Source organism: Paenibacillus auburnensis (genome assembly GCF_927798115.1).
Lineage (GTDB): Bacteria > Bacillota > Bacilli > Paenibacillales > Paenibacillaceae > Paenibacillus_AQ > Paenibacillus_AQ auburnensis.
In genome coordinates this window covers 68,489-86,259 of record NZ_CAKMMG010000006.1, presented here as the reverse complement: position 1 = coordinate 86,259, position 17,771 = coordinate 68,489, and the positions used below count along the sequence as shown (strand labels likewise).

18 protein-coding genes and 1 riboswitch are annotated in these 17,771 nt (G+C 52.5%); of the genes, 7 read left to right on the top strand and 11 right to left on the bottom strand.

Annotation, left to right across the window (positions count from 1 at the left end; translation table 11 throughout):
- Positions 1 to 41: 41 nt before the first annotated feature.
- Both L6H70_RS19305 and L6H70_RS19300 read right to left on the bottom strand, forming a co-directional pair.
- Complete coding sequence (locus L6H70_RS19305) at positions 42 to 1,079, bottom strand: EAL domain-containing protein (RefSeq protein ID WP_236335671.1); 1,038 nt, start codon at positions 1,077 to 1,079, stop codon at positions 42 to 44.
- Between the two features lie 174 nt (positions 1,080 to 1,253).
- Entirely contained in the window at positions 1,254 to 1,691 is a 438-nt protein-coding gene (locus L6H70_RS19300) for a pyridoxamine 5'-phosphate oxidase family protein (protein ID WP_236335669.1), read from the bottom strand.
- 269 nt (positions 1,692 to 1,960) lie between these two features.
- On the opposite strand from L6H70_RS19300, the gene L6H70_RS19295 reads away from it, so the two are divergent.
- The 4 genes from L6H70_RS19295 to L6H70_RS19280 all read left to right on the top strand — a co-directional run bounded on the left by L6H70_RS19295 (position 1,961) and on the right by L6H70_RS19280 (position 5,885).
- Entirely contained in the window at positions 1,961 to 3,421 is a 1,461-nt protein-coding gene (locus L6H70_RS19295; protein ID WP_236335668.1) for a hypothetical protein, read from the top strand.
- Positions 3,422 to 3,492: 71 nt separating this feature from the next.
- Positions 3,493 to 3,603, top strand: a riboswitch (TPP riboswitch).
- A gap of 136 nt (positions 3,604 to 3,739) precedes the next feature.
- Positions 3,740 to 4,801, top strand: a complete 1,062-nt coding sequence (locus tag L6H70_RS19290) for an ABC transporter substrate-binding protein (RefSeq protein WP_236335667.1) — start codon at positions 3,740 to 3,742, stop codon at positions 4,799 to 4,801.
- A gap of 35 nt (positions 4,802 to 4,836) precedes the next feature.
- Positions 4,837 to 5,127 carry a thiamine-binding protein gene (locus L6H70_RS19285; RefSeq protein WP_236335666.1) on the top strand — a complete coding sequence of 97 codons (291 nt, stop codon included), beginning with the start codon at positions 4,837 to 4,839 and terminating at the stop codon, positions 5,125 to 5,127.
- Positions 5,124 to 5,885: an ABC transporter permease gene (locus L6H70_RS19280; protein ID WP_236335665.1), complete on the top strand. Its 762-nt coding sequence runs from the start codon at positions 5,124 to 5,126 to the stop codon at positions 5,883 to 5,885. The genes L6H70_RS19285 and L6H70_RS19280 overlap by 4 nt, the downstream gene beginning before the upstream one ends.
- A 104-nt stretch (positions 5,886 to 5,989) precedes the next feature.
- Here the strand turns inward: L6H70_RS19280 and L6H70_RS19275 are convergent, their stop codons facing one another.
- Complete coding sequence (locus L6H70_RS19275) at positions 5,990 to 6,193, bottom strand: hypothetical protein (protein ID WP_236335917.1); 204 nt, start codon at positions 6,191 to 6,193, stop codon at positions 5,990 to 5,992.
- Here L6H70_RS19275 and L6H70_RS19270 point away from each other — a divergent pair.
- Complete coding sequence (locus L6H70_RS19270; protein ID WP_236335906.1) at positions 6,105 to 6,854, top strand: ABC transporter ATP-binding protein; 750 nt, start codon at positions 6,105 to 6,107, stop codon at positions 6,852 to 6,854. The two genes, L6H70_RS19275 and L6H70_RS19270, sit on opposite strands and share 89 nt — an antisense overlap.
- Positions 6,855 to 6,997: 143 nt before the next feature.
- Here the strand turns inward: L6H70_RS19270 and L6H70_RS19265 are convergent, their stop codons facing one another.
- The 8 genes from L6H70_RS19265 to L6H70_RS19230 form a co-directional block, all read right to left on the bottom strand.
- Positions 6,998 to 7,600 carry a response regulator transcription factor gene (locus tag L6H70_RS19265; RefSeq protein WP_236335664.1) on the bottom strand — a complete coding sequence of 201 codons (603 nt, stop codon included), beginning with the start codon at positions 7,598 to 7,600 and terminating at the stop codon, positions 6,998 to 7,000.
- Positions 7,597 to 8,751 (bottom strand): sensor histidine kinase, encoded by a 1,155-nt coding sequence (locus L6H70_RS19260; protein WP_236335663.1) that lies wholly within the window; start codon positions 8,749 to 8,751, stop codon positions 7,597 to 7,599. The genes L6H70_RS19265 and L6H70_RS19260 overlap by 4 nt, the downstream gene beginning before the upstream one ends.
- 6 nt (positions 8,752 to 8,757) lie before the next feature.
- Positions 8,758 to 9,495, bottom strand: coding sequence for an ABC transporter permease (locus L6H70_RS19255; RefSeq protein WP_236335905.1), 738 nt, complete (start codon positions 9,493 to 9,495; stop codon positions 8,758 to 8,760).
- A 2-nt stretch (positions 9,496 to 9,497) separates the two neighbouring features.
- Complete coding sequence (locus L6H70_RS19250; RefSeq protein WP_236335661.1) at positions 9,498 to 10,409, bottom strand: ABC transporter ATP-binding protein; 912 nt, start codon at positions 10,407 to 10,409, stop codon at positions 9,498 to 9,500.
- Between the two features lie 304 nt (positions 10,410 to 10,713).
- Positions 10,714 to 11,493 (bottom strand): oxygen-insensitive NADPH nitroreductase, encoded by a 780-nt coding sequence (gene nfsA, locus L6H70_RS19245; protein ID WP_236335660.1) that lies wholly within the window; start codon positions 11,491 to 11,493, stop codon positions 10,714 to 10,716.
- Between the two features lie 29 nt (positions 11,494 to 11,522).
- Positions 11,523 to 13,976: a heavy metal translocating P-type ATPase gene (locus L6H70_RS19240; RefSeq protein WP_236335659.1), complete on the bottom strand. Its 2,454-nt coding sequence runs from the start codon at positions 13,974 to 13,976 to the stop codon at positions 11,523 to 11,525.
- Positions 13,977 to 14,092: 116 nt separating this feature from the next.
- A complete protein-coding gene (locus L6H70_RS19235; RefSeq protein ID WP_236335658.1) occupies positions 14,093 to 14,293 on the bottom strand; it encodes a copper ion binding protein in 201 nt (66 codons plus the stop codon).
- A 47-nt stretch (positions 14,294 to 14,340) separates the two neighbouring features.
- Positions 14,341 to 14,682, bottom strand: a complete 342-nt coding sequence (locus L6H70_RS19230) for a metal-sensitive transcriptional regulator (RefSeq protein WP_236335657.1) — start codon at positions 14,680 to 14,682, stop codon at positions 14,341 to 14,343.
- Positions 14,683 to 14,861: 179 nt separating this feature from the next.
- Here L6H70_RS19230 and L6H70_RS19225 point away from each other — a divergent pair, with 179 nt between their 5' ends.
- A complete protein-coding gene (locus L6H70_RS19225; protein WP_236335656.1) occupies positions 14,862 to 15,449 on the top strand; it encodes a DUF5317 domain-containing protein in 588 nt (195 codons plus the stop codon).
- Between the two features lie 285 nt (positions 15,450 to 15,734).
- A complete protein-coding gene (locus L6H70_RS19220; RefSeq protein WP_236335655.1) occupies positions 15,735 to 17,573 on the top strand; it encodes a bifunctional diguanylate cyclase/phosphohydrolase in 1,839 nt (612 codons plus the stop codon).
- Positions 17,574 to 17,771: the final 198 nt, after the last annotated feature.

Sequence of the window (17,771 nt, the reverse complement as noted above, 5' to 3'; positions counted from 1 at the left end):
GATAAAGCGTCTGCGCTCCGGGGAGTATGTAAATGATGACCTTATGCAATAAATCCGAAATTCGCCGGGGGCTTGTCCTCCGGTTTACCGAATAGATACCCCTGGCCCAGCTGAATGCCGATATCCCGGCAGTACAGGAACTCTTCACGCCGCTCAATACCTTCGGCGAGTATTTCGGCTCCGAAAGCTGAAGCCCGGTTTAGGATATCGTTGATGGCCTTCTGTTTCACTGTATCTTGATCACAATAGCTAATCAGAGCCCGGTCAATCTTAACATAATCCGGCTGGAGACTGGACATGACCTCTACCGTAGAATAGCCGGCACCGACGTCATCGAGGGCAACCCGCATGCCTTGTTTCCGGTATTCGCTAAAAATCGCCTGCAGATGACTCATGTCATGAATACGTTCTGTCTCGACAACTTCAAATACGAAATCCTCCGGGTTCTGGTCAAGTCTCGATATAGCTTCAAAGGTATGTGTAAGACAAAAACTGGGATTATAAATAGAAGAAGGCAGAAAATTAATAAACCGCTTGATGCCTTTGGGCAGCAGTCTTGCACTGGTCTCAATAGCCGAGATCCGCGCAGCCCGGTCCAAAAAGGAGTGAAAGCCGGTTTGGCGGGCAAGTTCGAACAGCTCATACGGCTGAAATACACTTCCTTGCGGCAGCGGCCGCAGCAGCAGCTCAAAACCTACAATCTCTTCATTAAAATTCACAATAGGCTGCATATGACTGGTAAAATCATGGTTGGAAATGATGGAAATCAGATTGTCATTGGCGAACCTTATTTCTAATTGATCCAAGGAAACCCAACGTTCTGCCGATCCTTTACCCGTCTTGCTGTTTATACATAAATCCAGCGAGGTATCCAGTTGTTTCTGGAGTAAATTCAGCAGCTTTAACAGGTCAAAAAGCGCCTCCCGGGATGTATACGTAATTTTCCCCGTATTCTTCGTGCCTGCAAACTCTACTCCTGCAGCCCGTAAAGCGGAGGCAAGTACGAAGGTAAAAGGCCGAAACCGGATTTCTCCTTCATCCTCCACCGGCTCAATTGCAGAGCAGTCCTTACAGTTCATAGACATCCTCCTTCGCATCAAATGACAAACTGAGGTCAAGTCATTATATCATGATTTACCAATTTTCAACCACGTGCAGGCACAGGATGACAAGGTTATACAAAAAACCACCTGCAAACCAGAGTCTGCGGGTGGCTGTGACCTTTCTTTTATAGAAAAACAGCTGTCCGGCTGTTATTGGCTGACCGAGGCGCCAGCCTGCCAAACACCATGCTCCTTATTCTTGCCCATATACTCTATCCGTGTAGGCTCAAGCTCAAGAACTACATAGTCCGGATCATCCGGTCCCTTAAACCATTCCTCCAGCGATTTATTCCAGATCTTCGAGCGCAGACTGTCGTCTTTCGTAACCGCAACCCTTGCCTCAATCTCCAGCACATCCTTGCCGCCGCCCTTTTCATAACCAAGCAGCAGAAAAGCATTCGGATTATCCTTAAGCTCCTCTACTTTATGCGTTTTGCGGTTAGTTGCCAGATAAATATTTAATCCGTCATGAAATACCGCCATATAACGCACCTTAGGCTTGTTACCGGCTTCGATCGTACCGAAGGAACCGAACTTATTGTCATCCAGCGCCTTGATAATTGTCTGCTCCAGCTCTTTGTTATCCATTGACGAAACAGCTCCTTTCAAAAATCATGCAGATATAAATGTATATATCCACTTCCGCAGTTTGGATTATGATAAAACCGTACTCACTATAGTGTACCCGCTCCCTTCGTATTGAATCCGGGACAAATCCATGAACGGCAGGAAGCGGCACCCGGCACCAGACAGATTACTGCCTCTTTATACCGGCAATTGTTTCCGCTAAGCTTTGCTGTGTGGAAGTTAGGGTAATATAGAACATACCGATATCCTGTGTACAAGGTGGAACCTTCATGACTAAGCTTTTGACCGTGTCTGCCGAACCGGCATTACATACCGCACTAATGCAATTTATATTCCCCTTCTCTATCAAAGACGGGGAGGATAACACGCTGGCCGGGCAGCTTCTGCAGGATGGCTTTACACGATTTTTTCTGGATAACAAAGATCTCGAGGATGCTTATTACGGAGAAGGCTACTGCGTGTCCCATGAAAAAATGGAGCGCAGCTACCTGCCGTTCGCAGCCCACGTACTATTCCCGCGCGAGAAGGATGAGGATTCCTTCCGCCGATTCTCAAAGGTCAACGACCTGCCCTGTCGGCTGGAGATGCCCCAGCAATCCGTCCATTTCAGGGTGCTGTCGACGGATGTATTCATCTGCCCGTTTCAGCTAGGATTCTTAACCGTGCGGGTCCGCATTGAAGAAGAGACGCTGCCGTTCAGCACGGCGCTGGAATTCGCCGACCGGTTCCGCACTCTGGAGGATTCCTCCTTTCAGGACAAGCAGACGCATATTCACTGTGACAACAAGTCCTTTCAGCAGGTAGAGGATTTTGTGTTCAGGAATCTGACGCCCGGCCTGGAGCCGTTTCTCGATCAAACGGAAATCGACGGCGCTTATTTTGAAACCTTGCCTTTTTTTGTCGATGAGCGGATGATGGTTCAGGCCTTTTACGGCTTCAACCGCCAGGACAGCCAGGATGAGCTCAGTGCGGAGATACGCTACCGTGCATCCCAGCTGGACGGACTGGATCTGAGCGGCAATCCTTACATTAGCGCCAGCGATCCGGAGTACATAGAGAACTACGTCCGGGAACATTCGTATAACCGCTGGGGTCCAGACACCTACTACATGACCAATGAACAGACCTTCTGCTGCTTAAGCCGGGCGGAGCCTGAGATCGCTACCCAGCTCATCAACCAGATGTACGGCCAATATTATTACGGGCTGTTGCTGAGCATTTTTCATAAAATCGTTCTGCTCAAGCTGGCTAATCTGCACTCCCGTCTGCGTATCAACCACGACTATGATGAAATTGAGAATCTGATCTTTCTGATCAACAAATTTTCGGCTAAATTCTATTTCCTCGAGCTGATCTCGCAGTCACAGGGCCGGGAGATTTTCTTCCAGCTGCGCAAGGTCTACGGCAATGACGCATTGTTCGAGGAAGTGAAGATGACCTTGAATGATCTGTTCCAATACCAGGATAAATTCCAGGCCAAACGCCGGGATACGCTGCTGATGATCCTTACTGTATTTACGGTCGTAAGCGGCATCTACGGCATGAATCAGGTGATCGAAGATTTAAAGGGCAGGATCGACTGGAGCAAAATGCTGAGCTACTCCCCCTTTGAATATTTGGCGTTGTTCGTCACTTTTACAGGGATTGCCGTCAGCATCTTCCTGACCCTCAAGGAGCTGTGGAACGGGTTCCGCAGCCGCCGCAGGAAGCGGTTCTTTTCCAAGGATTGAAGGGAACGCTACTAGACAACCCCGGGGCAGGCCGCTATAATACAGCGTAGAACAAGCAATACCCGCAAACTTCATAGAATCAGGGGTGCTGGAATTGGCCGGCTGAGATTGTATCCCGCAAGATACTGACCCTTACACCTGATCTGGATAATGCCAGCGTAGGAATCTTAAATGCTTCCCGGCCCCCTGCGGCCGGAGCCTGCAACCTTGCGCAAATACATGGCGTCCCGATCTTCGGGGCGCTTTTTTTGGCATATCAGAATGGATCTATTCAGAAACTGGAAGACTAGGGATTGCTGGAAGGAGTCGAGAAGAACAATGGGAGTCAAAAAAAGCTTAATGCTCTGCCTTACCTGCATCCTGAGTCTGTCCATTGCCGGATGCGGCAGCAACAACGGAAACAACGGAGGCAGCTCCGCAGCAGACAGTACCACTGCCCCGGAATCAAGCGCCGCTGCGGCAACCGATGCGCCCAAACCGCTGACCAAAATCAAGGTCGCCCTGGACTGGACGCCGAACACGAATCACACCGGCCTGTATGCGGCCAAGGAACTGGGCTACTATGAGGAAGAGGGGCTTGATGTGGAGATCGTGCAGCCCGGTGCAGCCGGTGCCGATACCATGGTGACCTCGGGTGAAGCCGCTTTTGGCATCAGCGCCCAGGAAGCCCTGACACTGGCCCGTCTGCAGAATGTGCCAATCGTATCTATTGCCGCTATCATTCAGCATAATACATCCGGTTTCGCAGCACCGAAGGACCGTAAGATTACTTCGCCGAAGGATTTCGAAGGCAAAACCTACGGAGGCTGGGGTTCACCTGCTGAAGAAGCTGCGATGAAGGCGATCATGGACCCCGAAGGCGGAGATGTAAAGAAGGTCAAGCTGGTGAATATCGGGGAAGCTGATTATTTCACCGCCGTGAAACGCGATATTGATTTCGCCTGGATCTTCTACGCCTGGACCGGTATTGAAGCCGAGCTGCGCGGAGAGCCGCTGGATATGCTGTACCTCAAGGATTATGCGCCTCAGCTTGATTATTACACGCCGGTGCTGACCACAAGCGAGAAGGAAATCGCCGAGCAGCCTGAACTGGTGAAGGCTTTCCTCAAGGCGACGTCGAAAGGTTACCAGTACGCCATCGATAAGCCGGAAGAAGCGGCCGCCATCCTGACCAAAGCTGTACCGGATCTGGATCCCAAGCTTGTCCTGGCCAGCCAGAAATGGCTCAGCCCGAAATATAAGGATGACGCTGCCCGCTGGGGTGAGCAGAAGGCTGAGGTCTGGCAGAACTATGCCGACTGGATGTACGGCCTGAAGCTGCTGGATCAGAAGCTGGATGTAAACAGCACGTTTACTAATGAATTTTTGCCGGAGAATTAATTGGATATACCAATACACTGAGAGGATTGATTATTGTGGCAAATACACTGCTTAGCATTCAGGTCATTCCAAAAACACCAAACGGCGAGGATTCCATTCCTTACGTCGATAAAGCCATTGAGGTTATTCAAAAGTCAGGTGTGAAGCATCAGGTGAACGCGCTGGATACTACGATGGAAGGCGAGATCACTGAGCTTCTTGAAGTCGTCCGCCAAATGCATGAAGCGCTTGTTGAAGCCGGAAGCCCAAGCATCATTTCACAGATTAAAATCGCCCATAACCCGAATGGCATCAGCATGGATAAGCTGACGGAGAAATACCGGTGAGATCGTACTTCAAGCAGATTTGGCCGCCCTTAGTGGCGGTCGTCTTGTTTTTGGGGATCTGGCAGATGGCCGTATCTGCATTTCAGGTCGAGGCCTATTTTCTGCCGGGCCCGGACGCAATATTCCGCGCTTCTGCGGAGAACGCTGCCAGCATCTGGTCGCATACCGCGGCAACCCTGCGCCTTACCCTAATCGGCTTCCCGATCGGCACCGGCGTCGGCCTGATCGTAGCCTTGCTCCTGCATCTGTTGCCTTGGCTCAAGCGGGCGCTCTACCCGCTGCTGATCCTCAGCCAGAATGTACCTTCGATTGCCCTGGCACCGCTGCTGGTCATCTGGTTCGGCTTCGGACTGCTGCCGAAGATCGTGTTAATCACACTCGTCTGCTTCTTCCCGGTTGCAGTCGCCGCGATGGGCGGCCTGGCGCAGAGTGACCGGACGATGATGAACTATATGAAGATGGCCGGCGCAAGCCAGTGGCAGATCTTCACCAAGCTGGAGCTGCCTGGCTCCCTGCCAGCCCTGTTCTCCGGCCTTAAAATCTCTGCCACCTACGCCGTAATGGGCGCAGTCGTCGCCGAGTGGATCGGCGCGGACAAGGGGCTTGGTTATTACATGCTGCTCCAGAAGTCGGCCTATCATACGGACAATGTGTTTGTTGCTATTGCTATTATTGTACTATTAAGTCTTGTATTGTTCGCTATTATCGCCCTGCTGGAGAAATGGCTCGTGCGCTGGAAGCCGCGTAAGACCCCCTGAATGAGGGGGAGGCTGGCGGAAGAAGCCCGAGAAACGCTCTTTCCGCACACCACCAGCTTGTATCGCATTGCAGAATTTACCGGAAAGGAGACATACTCCATGTCTCACCAAATAGATGCCGGAATAACACAGGCGGGGGCCGCAAGCCCTTCGGGTCCAGCAAGTCCGGTAGACCGCACTGCCGTCCAGAAGCTGCCGCCAGCCCTTGAGGTCAGCGGCATCTCCAAGACGTTCACCCGGGGTCGCAGCAGCACCCGGGTGCTGGACAATGTGTCCCTGACGGTGGAGCCGCAGGAATTCGTCTCCATCCTTGGACCCTCCGGCTGCGGAAAAAGCACCCTGTTCCACATTATCGGCGGTCTTGAGGCACCGGATGCCGGAACCGTCAGCATGAATGGGCGCAGCGTGACGGGACAGCGCGGCGAGATCAGCTACATGCCGCAGCAGCCCGCACTGTTCCCTTGGCGCAGCACCCTGGACAACGTCCTGCTCGCCGGGGAACTGAAGGGCGAGCCGCAGGCTGCAGCGCGGGACAACGCCCGCCGCTGGCTGGCCAAGGTTGGCCTCGGCGGCTTCGAGAAGGCCTACCCGCACATGCTGTCAGGCGGCATGCAGCAGCGGGCCGCCTTCCTGCGGGCGCTGCTCGCACCGCAGGAACTAATGCTGCTCGACGAGCCGTTCAGCGCACTGGATGCGCTGACGCGCAGCGACATGCAGCGCTGGCTGCTGGAGCTGTGGGAGGAGAACCGCCGCTCCGTGCTGTTCATCACCCACAACATCGAAGAAGCACTGCTGCTCTCGAGCCGCATCTACGTGTTCTCCGGGCGTCCCGGCTCGGTCCTGCACACCGTGGATATCCCCTTTCCGCGGCCGCGGCGCGAGGAGATTACCGATTCGCCGGAATTCCTGCAGCTGAAGCGCCAGCTGGCGCAGTGGATGCGGGAGGAACAGTCAAAGGATAGGAAGTAATCCGGCTGCATACTTCATGCTTGATCAGCCCGCCGCAATTGCCCCTATGAACAAAAGCACTGCCGTCCAATTTAACCTGACGGCAGTGCTTTTGTTATGTAAATAAATCCCGGTATTTGCCTGGAGTGGCCGGATGATAACCGTTAAATCCAGCCCTTCTCCTCCGCCAACCGCACCGCTTCGATCCGGCTTTTGACCTCCAGCTTGCTGAGGATCTCCGAGATGTAGTTGCGTACAGTGCCATAGGAGAGATGCAGCCCGCTGGCAATGTCACCCGCAGACTGGCCTTTGCCGGCCAGCTTCAGAATTTCGCGTTCGCGCTCCGACAGCGGGTTCTCCTCCCGCAGGCTGCCGAAGACCAGCTCAGGGGAGACTTCACGATGCCCCTGCATTACGCGGCGGATCGCGTCGGCCAGCTTGTCTACCGGCTCATCCTTCAGCAGATACCCCTGAATCCCGGCCTTCACACCCCGTTCGAAATACCCCGGCCGCGCAAAGGTGGTCAGGATGATGATTTTGGTGGGAACCCCCCTTTCTCGCAGAAGCTCCGCTACCTCAAGCCCGCTCATTAGCGGCATTTCAATGTCCATGAGGCAGACTTCGGGCTGGATTCTTTCAATTAAGGCAAGCGCCTCGGCTCCATCACCAGCCTCGCCTGCAACTTCAATATCATCCTCCAGCTCCAAGAGCGAGGCCATTGCGCCGCGAAGGAGACGCTGATCCTCGGCAATAACGATACGTATCATGCAGTTACCCCTTCCTTTCCTTCTTTCACGATTCTTGGGATTACCACGGACAACGAGGTGCCTCTGGTGCCGCCTGGGCTAAGCGTCAAAGAACCGTCCATCAGCGACAACCGCTCTGCCATCCCTTTTAGCCCGTTACCCGCGCGGTAGGCTCCGCCAGCTTCACCGGCCTGACGCAGGCCGATCCCATTGTCTTCAATGGTAATCCGTACGTCGCCTTCCGTAATTCCAATAATGATCCTGCACCGGTCCGCTCCGCTGTGTTTCACAATATTCGTCACCGCCTCCTTGATGCAGAGGCTCAGAATATTCTGCGTCAGGTCAGATATTCCCTCCAGGGATACATCGCCTTCTACTTCAAGAGCAATCTCTGCCGAACGCAGCATCTCCCCGGCTTCCGCCAGCTCTTCCGCTACGGATACGGCACGCATCTCGGACACCAGCTCCCGCACCTGGCGCAGCGCGGCGCGGGAGGTACGCTGAATCTCGCGCGCCTCCGCCTGCGCACGTTCAGGGTCCTTCGCAGCCAGCTTTTCGACGAGCTGGCTCTTCAGCGTAATCAGTGACAGGGTATGGCCCATCGTATCATGCAGATCACGGGCAATCCGCATCCGTTCCTCGCGTTTTACCATTTCTTTGATTACCTCGTTCGCCTGATCCAGCTTTCTTTCCAGCAGCCGGTTGCTGGTCAGAGAACGGGCGCCGAAGGGAAAGACCAGCATAATCAGCAGAAACGGGAACAGGAATACCAGACTGCTCAGCTCCATGCTTCGCATAGAGAGGAGCAGCGGAAGCAGAACAGACAGGGCGAACATTGTGTAGGCACGCCGGAATAATGTCTTATCTGTATACCAGCCGATAAAGTTCGCGGCATAAAAGCCGAGATAAAAATTATAAGGGGTGTAGAATACGCTCAGCACGACGACTAGCAGCAATTGAAGCCCCAGCCATAGATGAAAAACTCTCCCGCCGCCTGCCCAGTACAACTGGCGGTAAGTAACGGCGAAGAGCACCAGCATGAGAACCCCGAGCAGCAGCTTAACTCCGTGCTCCATCTGCAGGTTAAACGCCGGCATCAGCAGATAGAGCAGCCATACGTACGGGAAAAAACCGAATCGTTGGGGAAACATATGAAACTGTTTTCGTGCCATCGTGGATTACACCGCTTCCTGTTTTTTTCGGATATATCCAGATAGTAGCATAAATATTGCCAGATAGCCGAGTAAAATCAGCACCCCGCCCCACTGCGGATGACCTCCCTGTACCACTCTCCACGCCCCGTCCCCATAGTTATAAGAGGGCAGCCATTTTCCAATCCGCTGAACCGTCTGCGGCAGAATATCCAGCGGCATCCACATCCCGCCTAACAGCGCCAGCGCCATATATAAGACATTGCTGACACCGCTGGCTGTATCGACCCGCTTCATGAATCCGATCAATGTCCCCAAAGCCATAAACGGCAGTGCGCCGGCTACAATCCAAAGGCCGCTAAGCAGCCACTCCGCCGGACTAAGCGACACTCCGTTCATCAGGTAACCAGCTGCAAAAATACAAAGAACCGAGAAGAGATGCATGATCGTCTGCCCGAACATTTTGCCGAAGAAATAAACAGAGGACGGCAGCGGCGTGATCCGGATGAAGGTATTCCAGCCCTGGGTGCGTTCCTGAACCAGCCGGATGCCGAGTGTCATAATGGATGAACCCATCACGCTGAACGCCGACATGGACATCAGGTAGTGCGCCTGCCACTGCCCGGCATCCTCTACTCCCGTATTCACGACTTTGGTGAAGATAAAGTAGAACATAATCGGCATGATCAGGGACCAGAACACGTAATAGGGATTGCGCAGGATCCGCAGCAGTTCCGCCTTACATTGGTTCATCAGTAATTTCATCTTCATGGCTGTACCGCCTCCGGTTCTAAGGTTAATTGTTCAAAAGCTGCATCGAGCCTTCCCTGATCTATCCGCACATCCTTCACCGCAAACCCGCCGGTATAAATAACCCTGAGCGCTTCATCCGTATTGTCTGTTGTCACATGAATCCGGCCGTCCCGATCGCTGATTTCCTTAATCACTGCCAGCTGCTCAAGATGCCTTCTCAGCTCCCCGGCATCTCCCTCCGGCAGGAAAGACAATGAACGCTGCACCAGCCGCGATTTAATCTCCTCGGGGCTGCCGTCAGCGACCAGCGCCCCCCTGCTGAACAGCAGAATCCGGTCGGCAATATCCTCAGCCTCCTGCAGATAGTGCGTGGTAAACAGAATGGTCTTACCTTGCGCGGCAAGTCCGCGTACCGTCTCCCAGAACCGCCGCCGTGCTGTCGTATCCAGCCCTACCGTCGGCTCATCCAGAAACAGCAGATCTGGATTTCCTGCCAGCGCCAAAGCAAAGCCAAGACTGCGCTTCTGCCCGCCTGACAGCTTCTCGGCATACCGCTTCAGATCAGCCGCTTCCAGCCCTGTCGCTGCATACAGTGCTTCTTCCGCCAGCGGCTGCGGATAGTAGCTGCGGATCAGCGAAATAATCTCATGTACCTTGAGCCGGTCCATAACGCTTACCTCCTGCAGCATCGCTCCGCTTCGCTCCCGGACCGCGTCATGTTTGGGTGGTAAGCCGAATATACGGACCTGCCCTTCCGTTGGTTCGGCCAAGCCTAGCAGCATCGACAGCATCGTGGTTTTGCCCGCTCCGTTGGGCCCAAGAATTGCCGTAACCGAGCCCTTGCCGATGGTGAAGCTGATGCCGTCAACTGCTCTTTTCCCGTGAAATACTTTACTGACCTGCTCCATCTCAATTACATGCTCCATATCCGATCCCCCCGTGTCCTTAATCTTCATATCCCAATAATATATGGAGCGGCGATATGACATTAGTAAGGACTGTCATTTCTTCAAACTGACAGTTGTCACCTCCGGTTGAAAAAAAGGGCGTTCCCCGGGAATCAACGGGATTTTCACCTTTGTTCTCGCGGAAAACGGGCGCCTCCCGGGAATTGGCCACCAAACAGCACAAAAAAGCATGGCTTCCGGTTCCGGATATGCCATGCTTGCCTGTGCTATTTATATTTTCCAATAATATATGCTCTTCCAATAAGGAATTCCCGGAGAGCACTTACCGCTTCATAAATCCCTTATCCTGCAGAAATTCCTTCATATGCAGCCGGGCAGGCTCGGCAAGCCGCTTCGCCATCATCGCCGACCAAGGGATATCACTCTGCCCGCCGGTCCGCTCCAGCATATACTGGCTGGATACCTTGTCATACAGCTTGACCTGTTCCTTGGTCTGTTCTTTATCGTAGCCGTTATGGTGCAGCACGGCCGCCAGCGGCAGCCGAGGACGCAGGCCGGACGCTCCGGCGGGAGTACCCAGACACATGCCGAACACAGGATAGACCAGCTCCGGGAGGCCCAGCAGCTCAGACACTGCAGCGCTATTGTTGCGGATACCGCCGATATAGACAATTCCGAGGCCCAGTGATTCGGCCGCAATGGCCGCATTCTGTGCGGCAAGGGCAACATCGACAGTGGCCACAATCAGATTCTCCGTGGTGTCCTCGTAAGAAGGGGTATCTCCCAGATGCGGCCCAGCTGTTTCATGCAGCCTGTACAGATCGGCGCACCAGACCAGAAACACCGGACACTGCTCAATATAAGCCTGGTTGCCGGAGTAACCGGAGAGCTGTGCCTTTAGATCGGGATTGGTAACCGCAATAACACTATAGGCCTGAACATTGCTTGAGGTTGAAGCCATCTGCGCGGCTCCGATAATGGCAGCCAGTTGTTCCTCGCTTACAGGTGTGTCCAGGAACTGGCGGACGGAGGCATGCTTCATTAATAGAGAGAGTGTATCATTACTGACACTCCCCCCGGTCAATTGTTGTTCTTCACTCATAAATATCGCTCCTTAAGTACGGCCTCTGGCTACAGCTTTACCCGCTGCAGCCGCAGCGCGTTGAGTACAACCGATACAGAGCTGAATGCCATCGCAGCCCCGGCAAGCCATGGAGCCAGAAAGCCCAGTGCAGCAATCGGTATCCCAATTGTATTGTAAGCCAGTGCCCAGAACAAATTCTGCTTAATATTGGCCATGGTCTTGCGGCTCATCAGAATCGCATCGGGAATGCTCATCAGATCGCCCCGCATCAGGGTAATATCCGCAGCTTCCATGGCCACATCGGTTCCAGTGCCGATAGCCATCCCGGTATCTGCCGTGGCCAGCGCCGGCGCATCATTGATTCCGTCACCGACCATTGCCACCTTGTTACCGCGGCTCTGCAGCCGGCGGATTTCGGCCGCTTTGCCTTCGGGAAGCACCTCAGCAAGCACCGAGCGGATCCCTGCCTGCTTGGCAATAGCTTCGGCGGTCAGTTTGTTGTCGCCGGTAATCATCACCACTTCAATACCCATTTCATGCAGTTTTGCCACAGCCGCCTTCGAGGTCTCCTTGATCGTATCAGCAACTGCTACAATGCCGGCAATACCGCCATCCACCGACACCAGCATCGCCGTCTTGCCCTCCTGCTCCAGCTGCTTCATTAGAGGGGTCCATTGCCCGGTCTCTGCACCGCTCTCCTCCATCATCCGGCGCGTCCCGACCTGCACTGCCATCCCGTCAACCACCGCAGAGATTCCTCTGCCGGGTACGGCCTGAAACTGCTCAGCTACCGGCAGCTCAAGGCTCCGCCCGGCAGCACCGGCTACGATGGCATCCGCCAGCGGATGCTCCGACAGCTTCTCGGCTGCCGCCGTAATGGAGAGCAGGCGGTTCTCAGCCAGCACTTTACCGTGGGCCGGGATTCCGGTAGTGGTAATAATATCTGTGAGCACCGGTTTTCCGCTGGTCACAGTTCCTGTCTTATCCAGCACGACGGTTTGGATACCCTGTGCAGCTTCCAGATGCTCACCGCCTTTGAACAGAATTCCGAATTCAGCAGCTCGGCCGGACCCTGCCATAATTGAAGTCGGGGTCGCCAAGCCCAAAGCACAAGGGCAGGCAATAACAAGTACTGCTATGGCTTTTTCCAGCGCATCGGCGAATTGGCCTGGCGCTCCCCACACATACCAGATTACAAACGTCAGCGCCGCAATGGCGACAACAATCGGTACGAAAATACCGGAGATGACATCGGCAATCCTCTGAATCGGCGCTTTGGAGCCCTGCGCTTCCTCCACTACTCGGATAATCTGGGCCAGTGCAGTATCACGCCCTACCTTGTTGGCCTTAATCTTCAGCATCCCGTTCTTGTTCACAGTGGCACCGATCACCGTATCACCAGGCTTCTTCTCCACAGGGATACTCTCACCAGTCAGCATAGATTCATCAACCGAGGAGAGTCCCTCTATAACCTCACCGTCGACCGGGATCTTGGTTCCCGGCTTCACCAGCACAATATCCCCTGGTATCACCTCTTCAACAGAGATGCTGATCTCAGCCCCGTTACGGATAACAAGTGCAGTCTTAGCCTGCAGACCCATTAAGCTTTTGATCGCATCAGAGGAACGTCCCTTCGCCAAGGCCTCGAACCATTTGCCTACCAGAATCAGTGTAATTAGAATCGCGCTGGTCTCATAATACATATCTACCGTATGGCTCATCCCGCTCATCCGGAGGGAGGCTATCGTCAAGTACAAGCTGTAAAAATACGCCGCCGAGGTTCCCAGCACCACAAGCACATCCATGTTGGCGCTGCCGTTCTTCAGCGCTTTATACGCGCTCACATAAAATTGCCAGCCGATAATGAACTGTACCGGGGTAGCAAGTGCAAGCTGAAACCAGGGATTCATCAGCAGCTCCGGCGCCGGAATCCATGAGGTGAAGGCGAAGTGGCCGGCCATTGCCCATAGCAGCGGAAAGGACAGAACCGCCGAGATCATCCACTTGTTGCGCTTGCGTATAATTTCCTGGCCCCGCTGGTCGGCTGTCTCTTTGCGGTCCTGTTTCAATGACGCTTTATAGCCGATGCTGCTGACTTTCTCCATAATATCTGCGGTGCTGATATTGCCGGGAGTATACTCCACATGCGCCGTCTCCAGCGCCAGATTCACGTTCACCGCCGCAATGCCGGGCATCCGTCCGAGCACTTTCTCGATCCGGGCCGAGCAGGCCGCACAAGTCATGCCGGTGATATCAAAATCCGCCGATTCCTTAAGCGTATCATAGCCAAGTGAGCGGATTTTCTCTTCAATTTGCGGAAGACCTGCAACCGCAGGGTCAAAGCCCACCGTCGCCTGCTCCAGTGCAAGATTTACATTGGCCCGCGATACCCCCTCCATGCGCGACAGCCCTTTCTCAATCCGGGCCGCGCAGGCGGAGCAGGTCATGCCTGTAATCTGCAGGGTCGCCTGCTGCAGGCCGGATTCTGCCGTTTTTTCCATAGTCTTCGCACCTCCAGGTACCCCTATGGGGTATAATAATGTGAAAAAGAAAAGGCGTGGACGCCACCGGATCACATGAAGATCCCGGCTCCAAGCCTTAAACGCCGGAAACCGGCTTACACTACGTCGTATCCCTGATCTTCAATAGCAGCTTTAATATCGTTCAGACTTACGCTGCTCTCATCGTACTCGACCGCTACCTTCTTGGCCTGCAGGTCAACTTTAGCAGCAGCACCCAGGCCGCTTACGGCTTTCTCTACAGCACTGACACAGTGTCCGCAGGACATTCCTTCTACAGTTAATGTTACATTTGACATGATAAACCCTCCTATAAATGTAGTGGTGGCTGTTAACCTTTATCGCCCTATTTTATAAGCTTGTTGACCGTAATCAGCAGCTCGTCGATAACCTCATGCTCTCCGGCTTCGATCCGCTCGATAATGCAGCTTCTCATATGCCCTTCCAGCAGCAGCTTTCCGACTCCGCCGAGCGCAGCCTGTACTGCCGCGAGCTGATTCAGTACATCATCGCAGTAAGTATCCCGTTCAATCATGCCTTTAATACCGCGAATCTGACCCTCTATCCGGTTCAGGCGGGTAGCAAGTCCATTCTTAAATTCCGCCGAATGATGACTCTTCCGTTCACCTGGAGTATGACAGCCGCTATCGCATGATGCAGAGGATTGCTTATCTTCGTTCGGTGCCATTCGAAATTACCTCCTCTATCCTGGCTACAGGTTTATCTTATTATACCCCGTGGGGGTATGTCAAGAAAATTTTGTCTGCACAAAAAAAGGATTTATAGCGAAGAACAGCGAATCAAAGATTCATAAGAACAACCATTATTTACATATTTTCTAATCTTGAACAGAGGCGGGTAGGCTTAATGGTGTACGATGGCATCATCTTCGGACTGATAGTAGGGTTTTTCCGGGGCGGATTAAGACACGGCCTCGTTCAGTTCAGCAACATCCGGCTCAAAGCAGGCTGGATTTTCCCCCTGCTGCTGGTATTCCAATTTTTGATGTTTGATATTCAGGAGCGGTCGTCCACTGTAGCCGCAGCCAGCGGGTATATTTATATCGCTGTGTATGTGGTTGGGCTGATTTTTTTATGGTTAAACCGGCACAACAAAGGATTCTGGCTGATCTTGACGGGCGTATTCCTCAATTTTCTGGTTATGCTTGTCAACGGGGGGAGAATGCCGGTATCTGTCGAGGCCGCGTCTGTACTGGATCCGATTTACCTGCAGATGTTAAAAAGCGGCGATGCTGTCACCAAGCACTTTCTGCTTGATGCTTCAACCCGTTTGCCTTTTCTCGGCGACATTATCCCCCTATCCAGCCCTTATCCGCGGACGCAGGCCATCAGTATTGGAGATGTTGTAATGAATCTCGGAATTTTTCTATACCTCCTGAACATTATGACACCTGCCGCAGTTGACCTGAAATCGCAGCCCAAAGTGCAGGGATAAGCCGCTAAAACCCAAAAATAAATAAAATAAGGAGGGACTCCCATGAAAAAGAAACTGGAAGGCATCCGCTATTCCCGTCTTGCGATCAATGCTATTATCGTAGCTTCCGTAATTATCGCTCTTACTTCAGGTTTCAAGATTGGCGGAAACTAATATTCTACAATGCGAAATAGGCGGGCTTCCCGCCTATTTCTTTTCTTTACATTACAATACGGCTATTCATTTATTCCTAAAAGCTTTATTATGTAAAAAGGAATATTCTGATAAATGTAAAGAGGGGTCATCATGTCTAAACTCAAATCTCATGCTGCAACATTGGATTCAGGCCACATGTATGCACTTTCCATATGCCTGATCGGTATGAGTCTCTTTTCTTATACCAACCGTTTTGAGTTTATCCATTACGAAACATCTACCTGGGTATGGATTTATGCAATGACTGGCGCCTGTCTTATTCTCAACTTTTTTATGATACAACTCCCGCCGGAAGGCAACGAGTTGTCGATGGACTCCTCGGTATATCTAGCCTGCATTTTCACTTTTGGAACCAGCTTTGCCCTGACCGTACTCCTGATGAATTGTTTATTCTTCTCTATCATCGACCGCAAGACGAGCTGGTGGAAGCATCTTACTAATTTTTCCATATACTGCATCATGATCGCCGCAACATCCGCTTTGTTCCAATACCTTGGAGGAAGTCCTGGAGCACTGGTAAACACTCAGTTATTTATGTATCTCACTGTGTTGACGGTTTATTTCGCTGCTAATACCCTGCTGGTCGGCTTGTATTATTATATTTTATACAGAGGTACACTTTTCGAGACGATCAAAGATATTATCAAAGATTCAGTGTTTGTCTTTCTTTGCACTTTAGCGCTTTCCCTTGTGTTGACCGTTCTGGTCTATCACAATCAGATCCTAGGCTTGATGCTCTTTATGTGCCTCGCTGTGCTGCTCAGCCAATCCTTCAAGAAACTGTTCGCCATGTACCGCAGCATCGAAGACCGGGCTAATACAGACCAGCGGACCGGATTATATAATCACAGCTACTTTGAGGAAGTTTTGGAGCAGGAAATTCAGAAATCAAGGTCCTCCGGTGCGCCGCTGTCGCTTGCGATGATTGACCTTGACGACTTCAAGAAATATAACGATCATTTCGGCCATCTTCAAGGGGACAAGCTGATCTCCTTCGTCGGAGAAATGCTCAAAACCGAGTCCCAGAAATCAGGAACGGTTGCCGCACGCTACGGAGGCGAAGAGTTCACCCTGCTTATGCCCGGATATGATAGCCTGCAAGCCCGGGATTATATTGACCAGCTGCGCAAAAAACTCAACAACAGCAGCTTCCATGGCGTTGAAATTTTCCCGCTCGGCTGCCTTGCATTTTCAGCCGGCATTGCGGCCTGCAGCTTAGACATCCATGATAAATCACAGCTTGTGGATCAGGCCGATCAGGCCCTCTATTATTCCAAACGCCAAGGAAAAAATACTGTGCATACCTACGGGATGCATTCACCGCTGGAGCAGGAGCTTGATTTCAGCCAGGATGTGCGCGATATCGAGCAGCAGCTGAATCTGTTCATGTATAAGGACATGGAGACCTTCCGCCATTCCAAGCGCGTCTTCCGTTATGCTATGGATATCAGCGAATTGCTGGACATCGACCCCATATCTAAAAGGAATTTCACCTTAGGCGCGCTTATTCATGATATCGGCAAGCTGGAAATCCCCTGGAACATTCTTAACAAGAAAGACAAGCTGGCGCCCGAGGAATGGGAGATGGTCAAGTGGCATGTCACCTGGGGCAAAAAAATGGCGCTTACCAATGACAAATTCAAGGAACTCGCCCCCTATATCGAGCTCCACCATGAACGTTATGACGGCAAAGGGTACCCTTACGGCTTCAAGGGCGAAGAAATTCCCCGCCTCTGCCGGATGCTGACCATTATCGACTCCTTTGATGCGATGACTACCGAAAGGCCATACCAGCCCACCAAGTCCTTTGAAGAAGCGATTATTGAGCTGCGGGCCTGTGCTGGAAGCCAGTTTGATCCGGAGCTCACTGAATTTTTCATTGAATACATCGAAACCCGGGAGCACCGCACCGGAGACACTGCAGTATAAAGCATCGCCGACTCCCGGCGGTGCTCTTTTTTTGCCCCGGCCCGATCCACTCTTTCTCTTTCCAGTTCCCTTCCGCATACAACCCTGGTGTTAAGTCTATACTCACTACTAAAATACCTTAAAAATAATGATTGCTACCCTATTCAAATTTGAATATAATAAAAACTGTTTCGAGAATCAACGGAAAAGGAGCCTGCT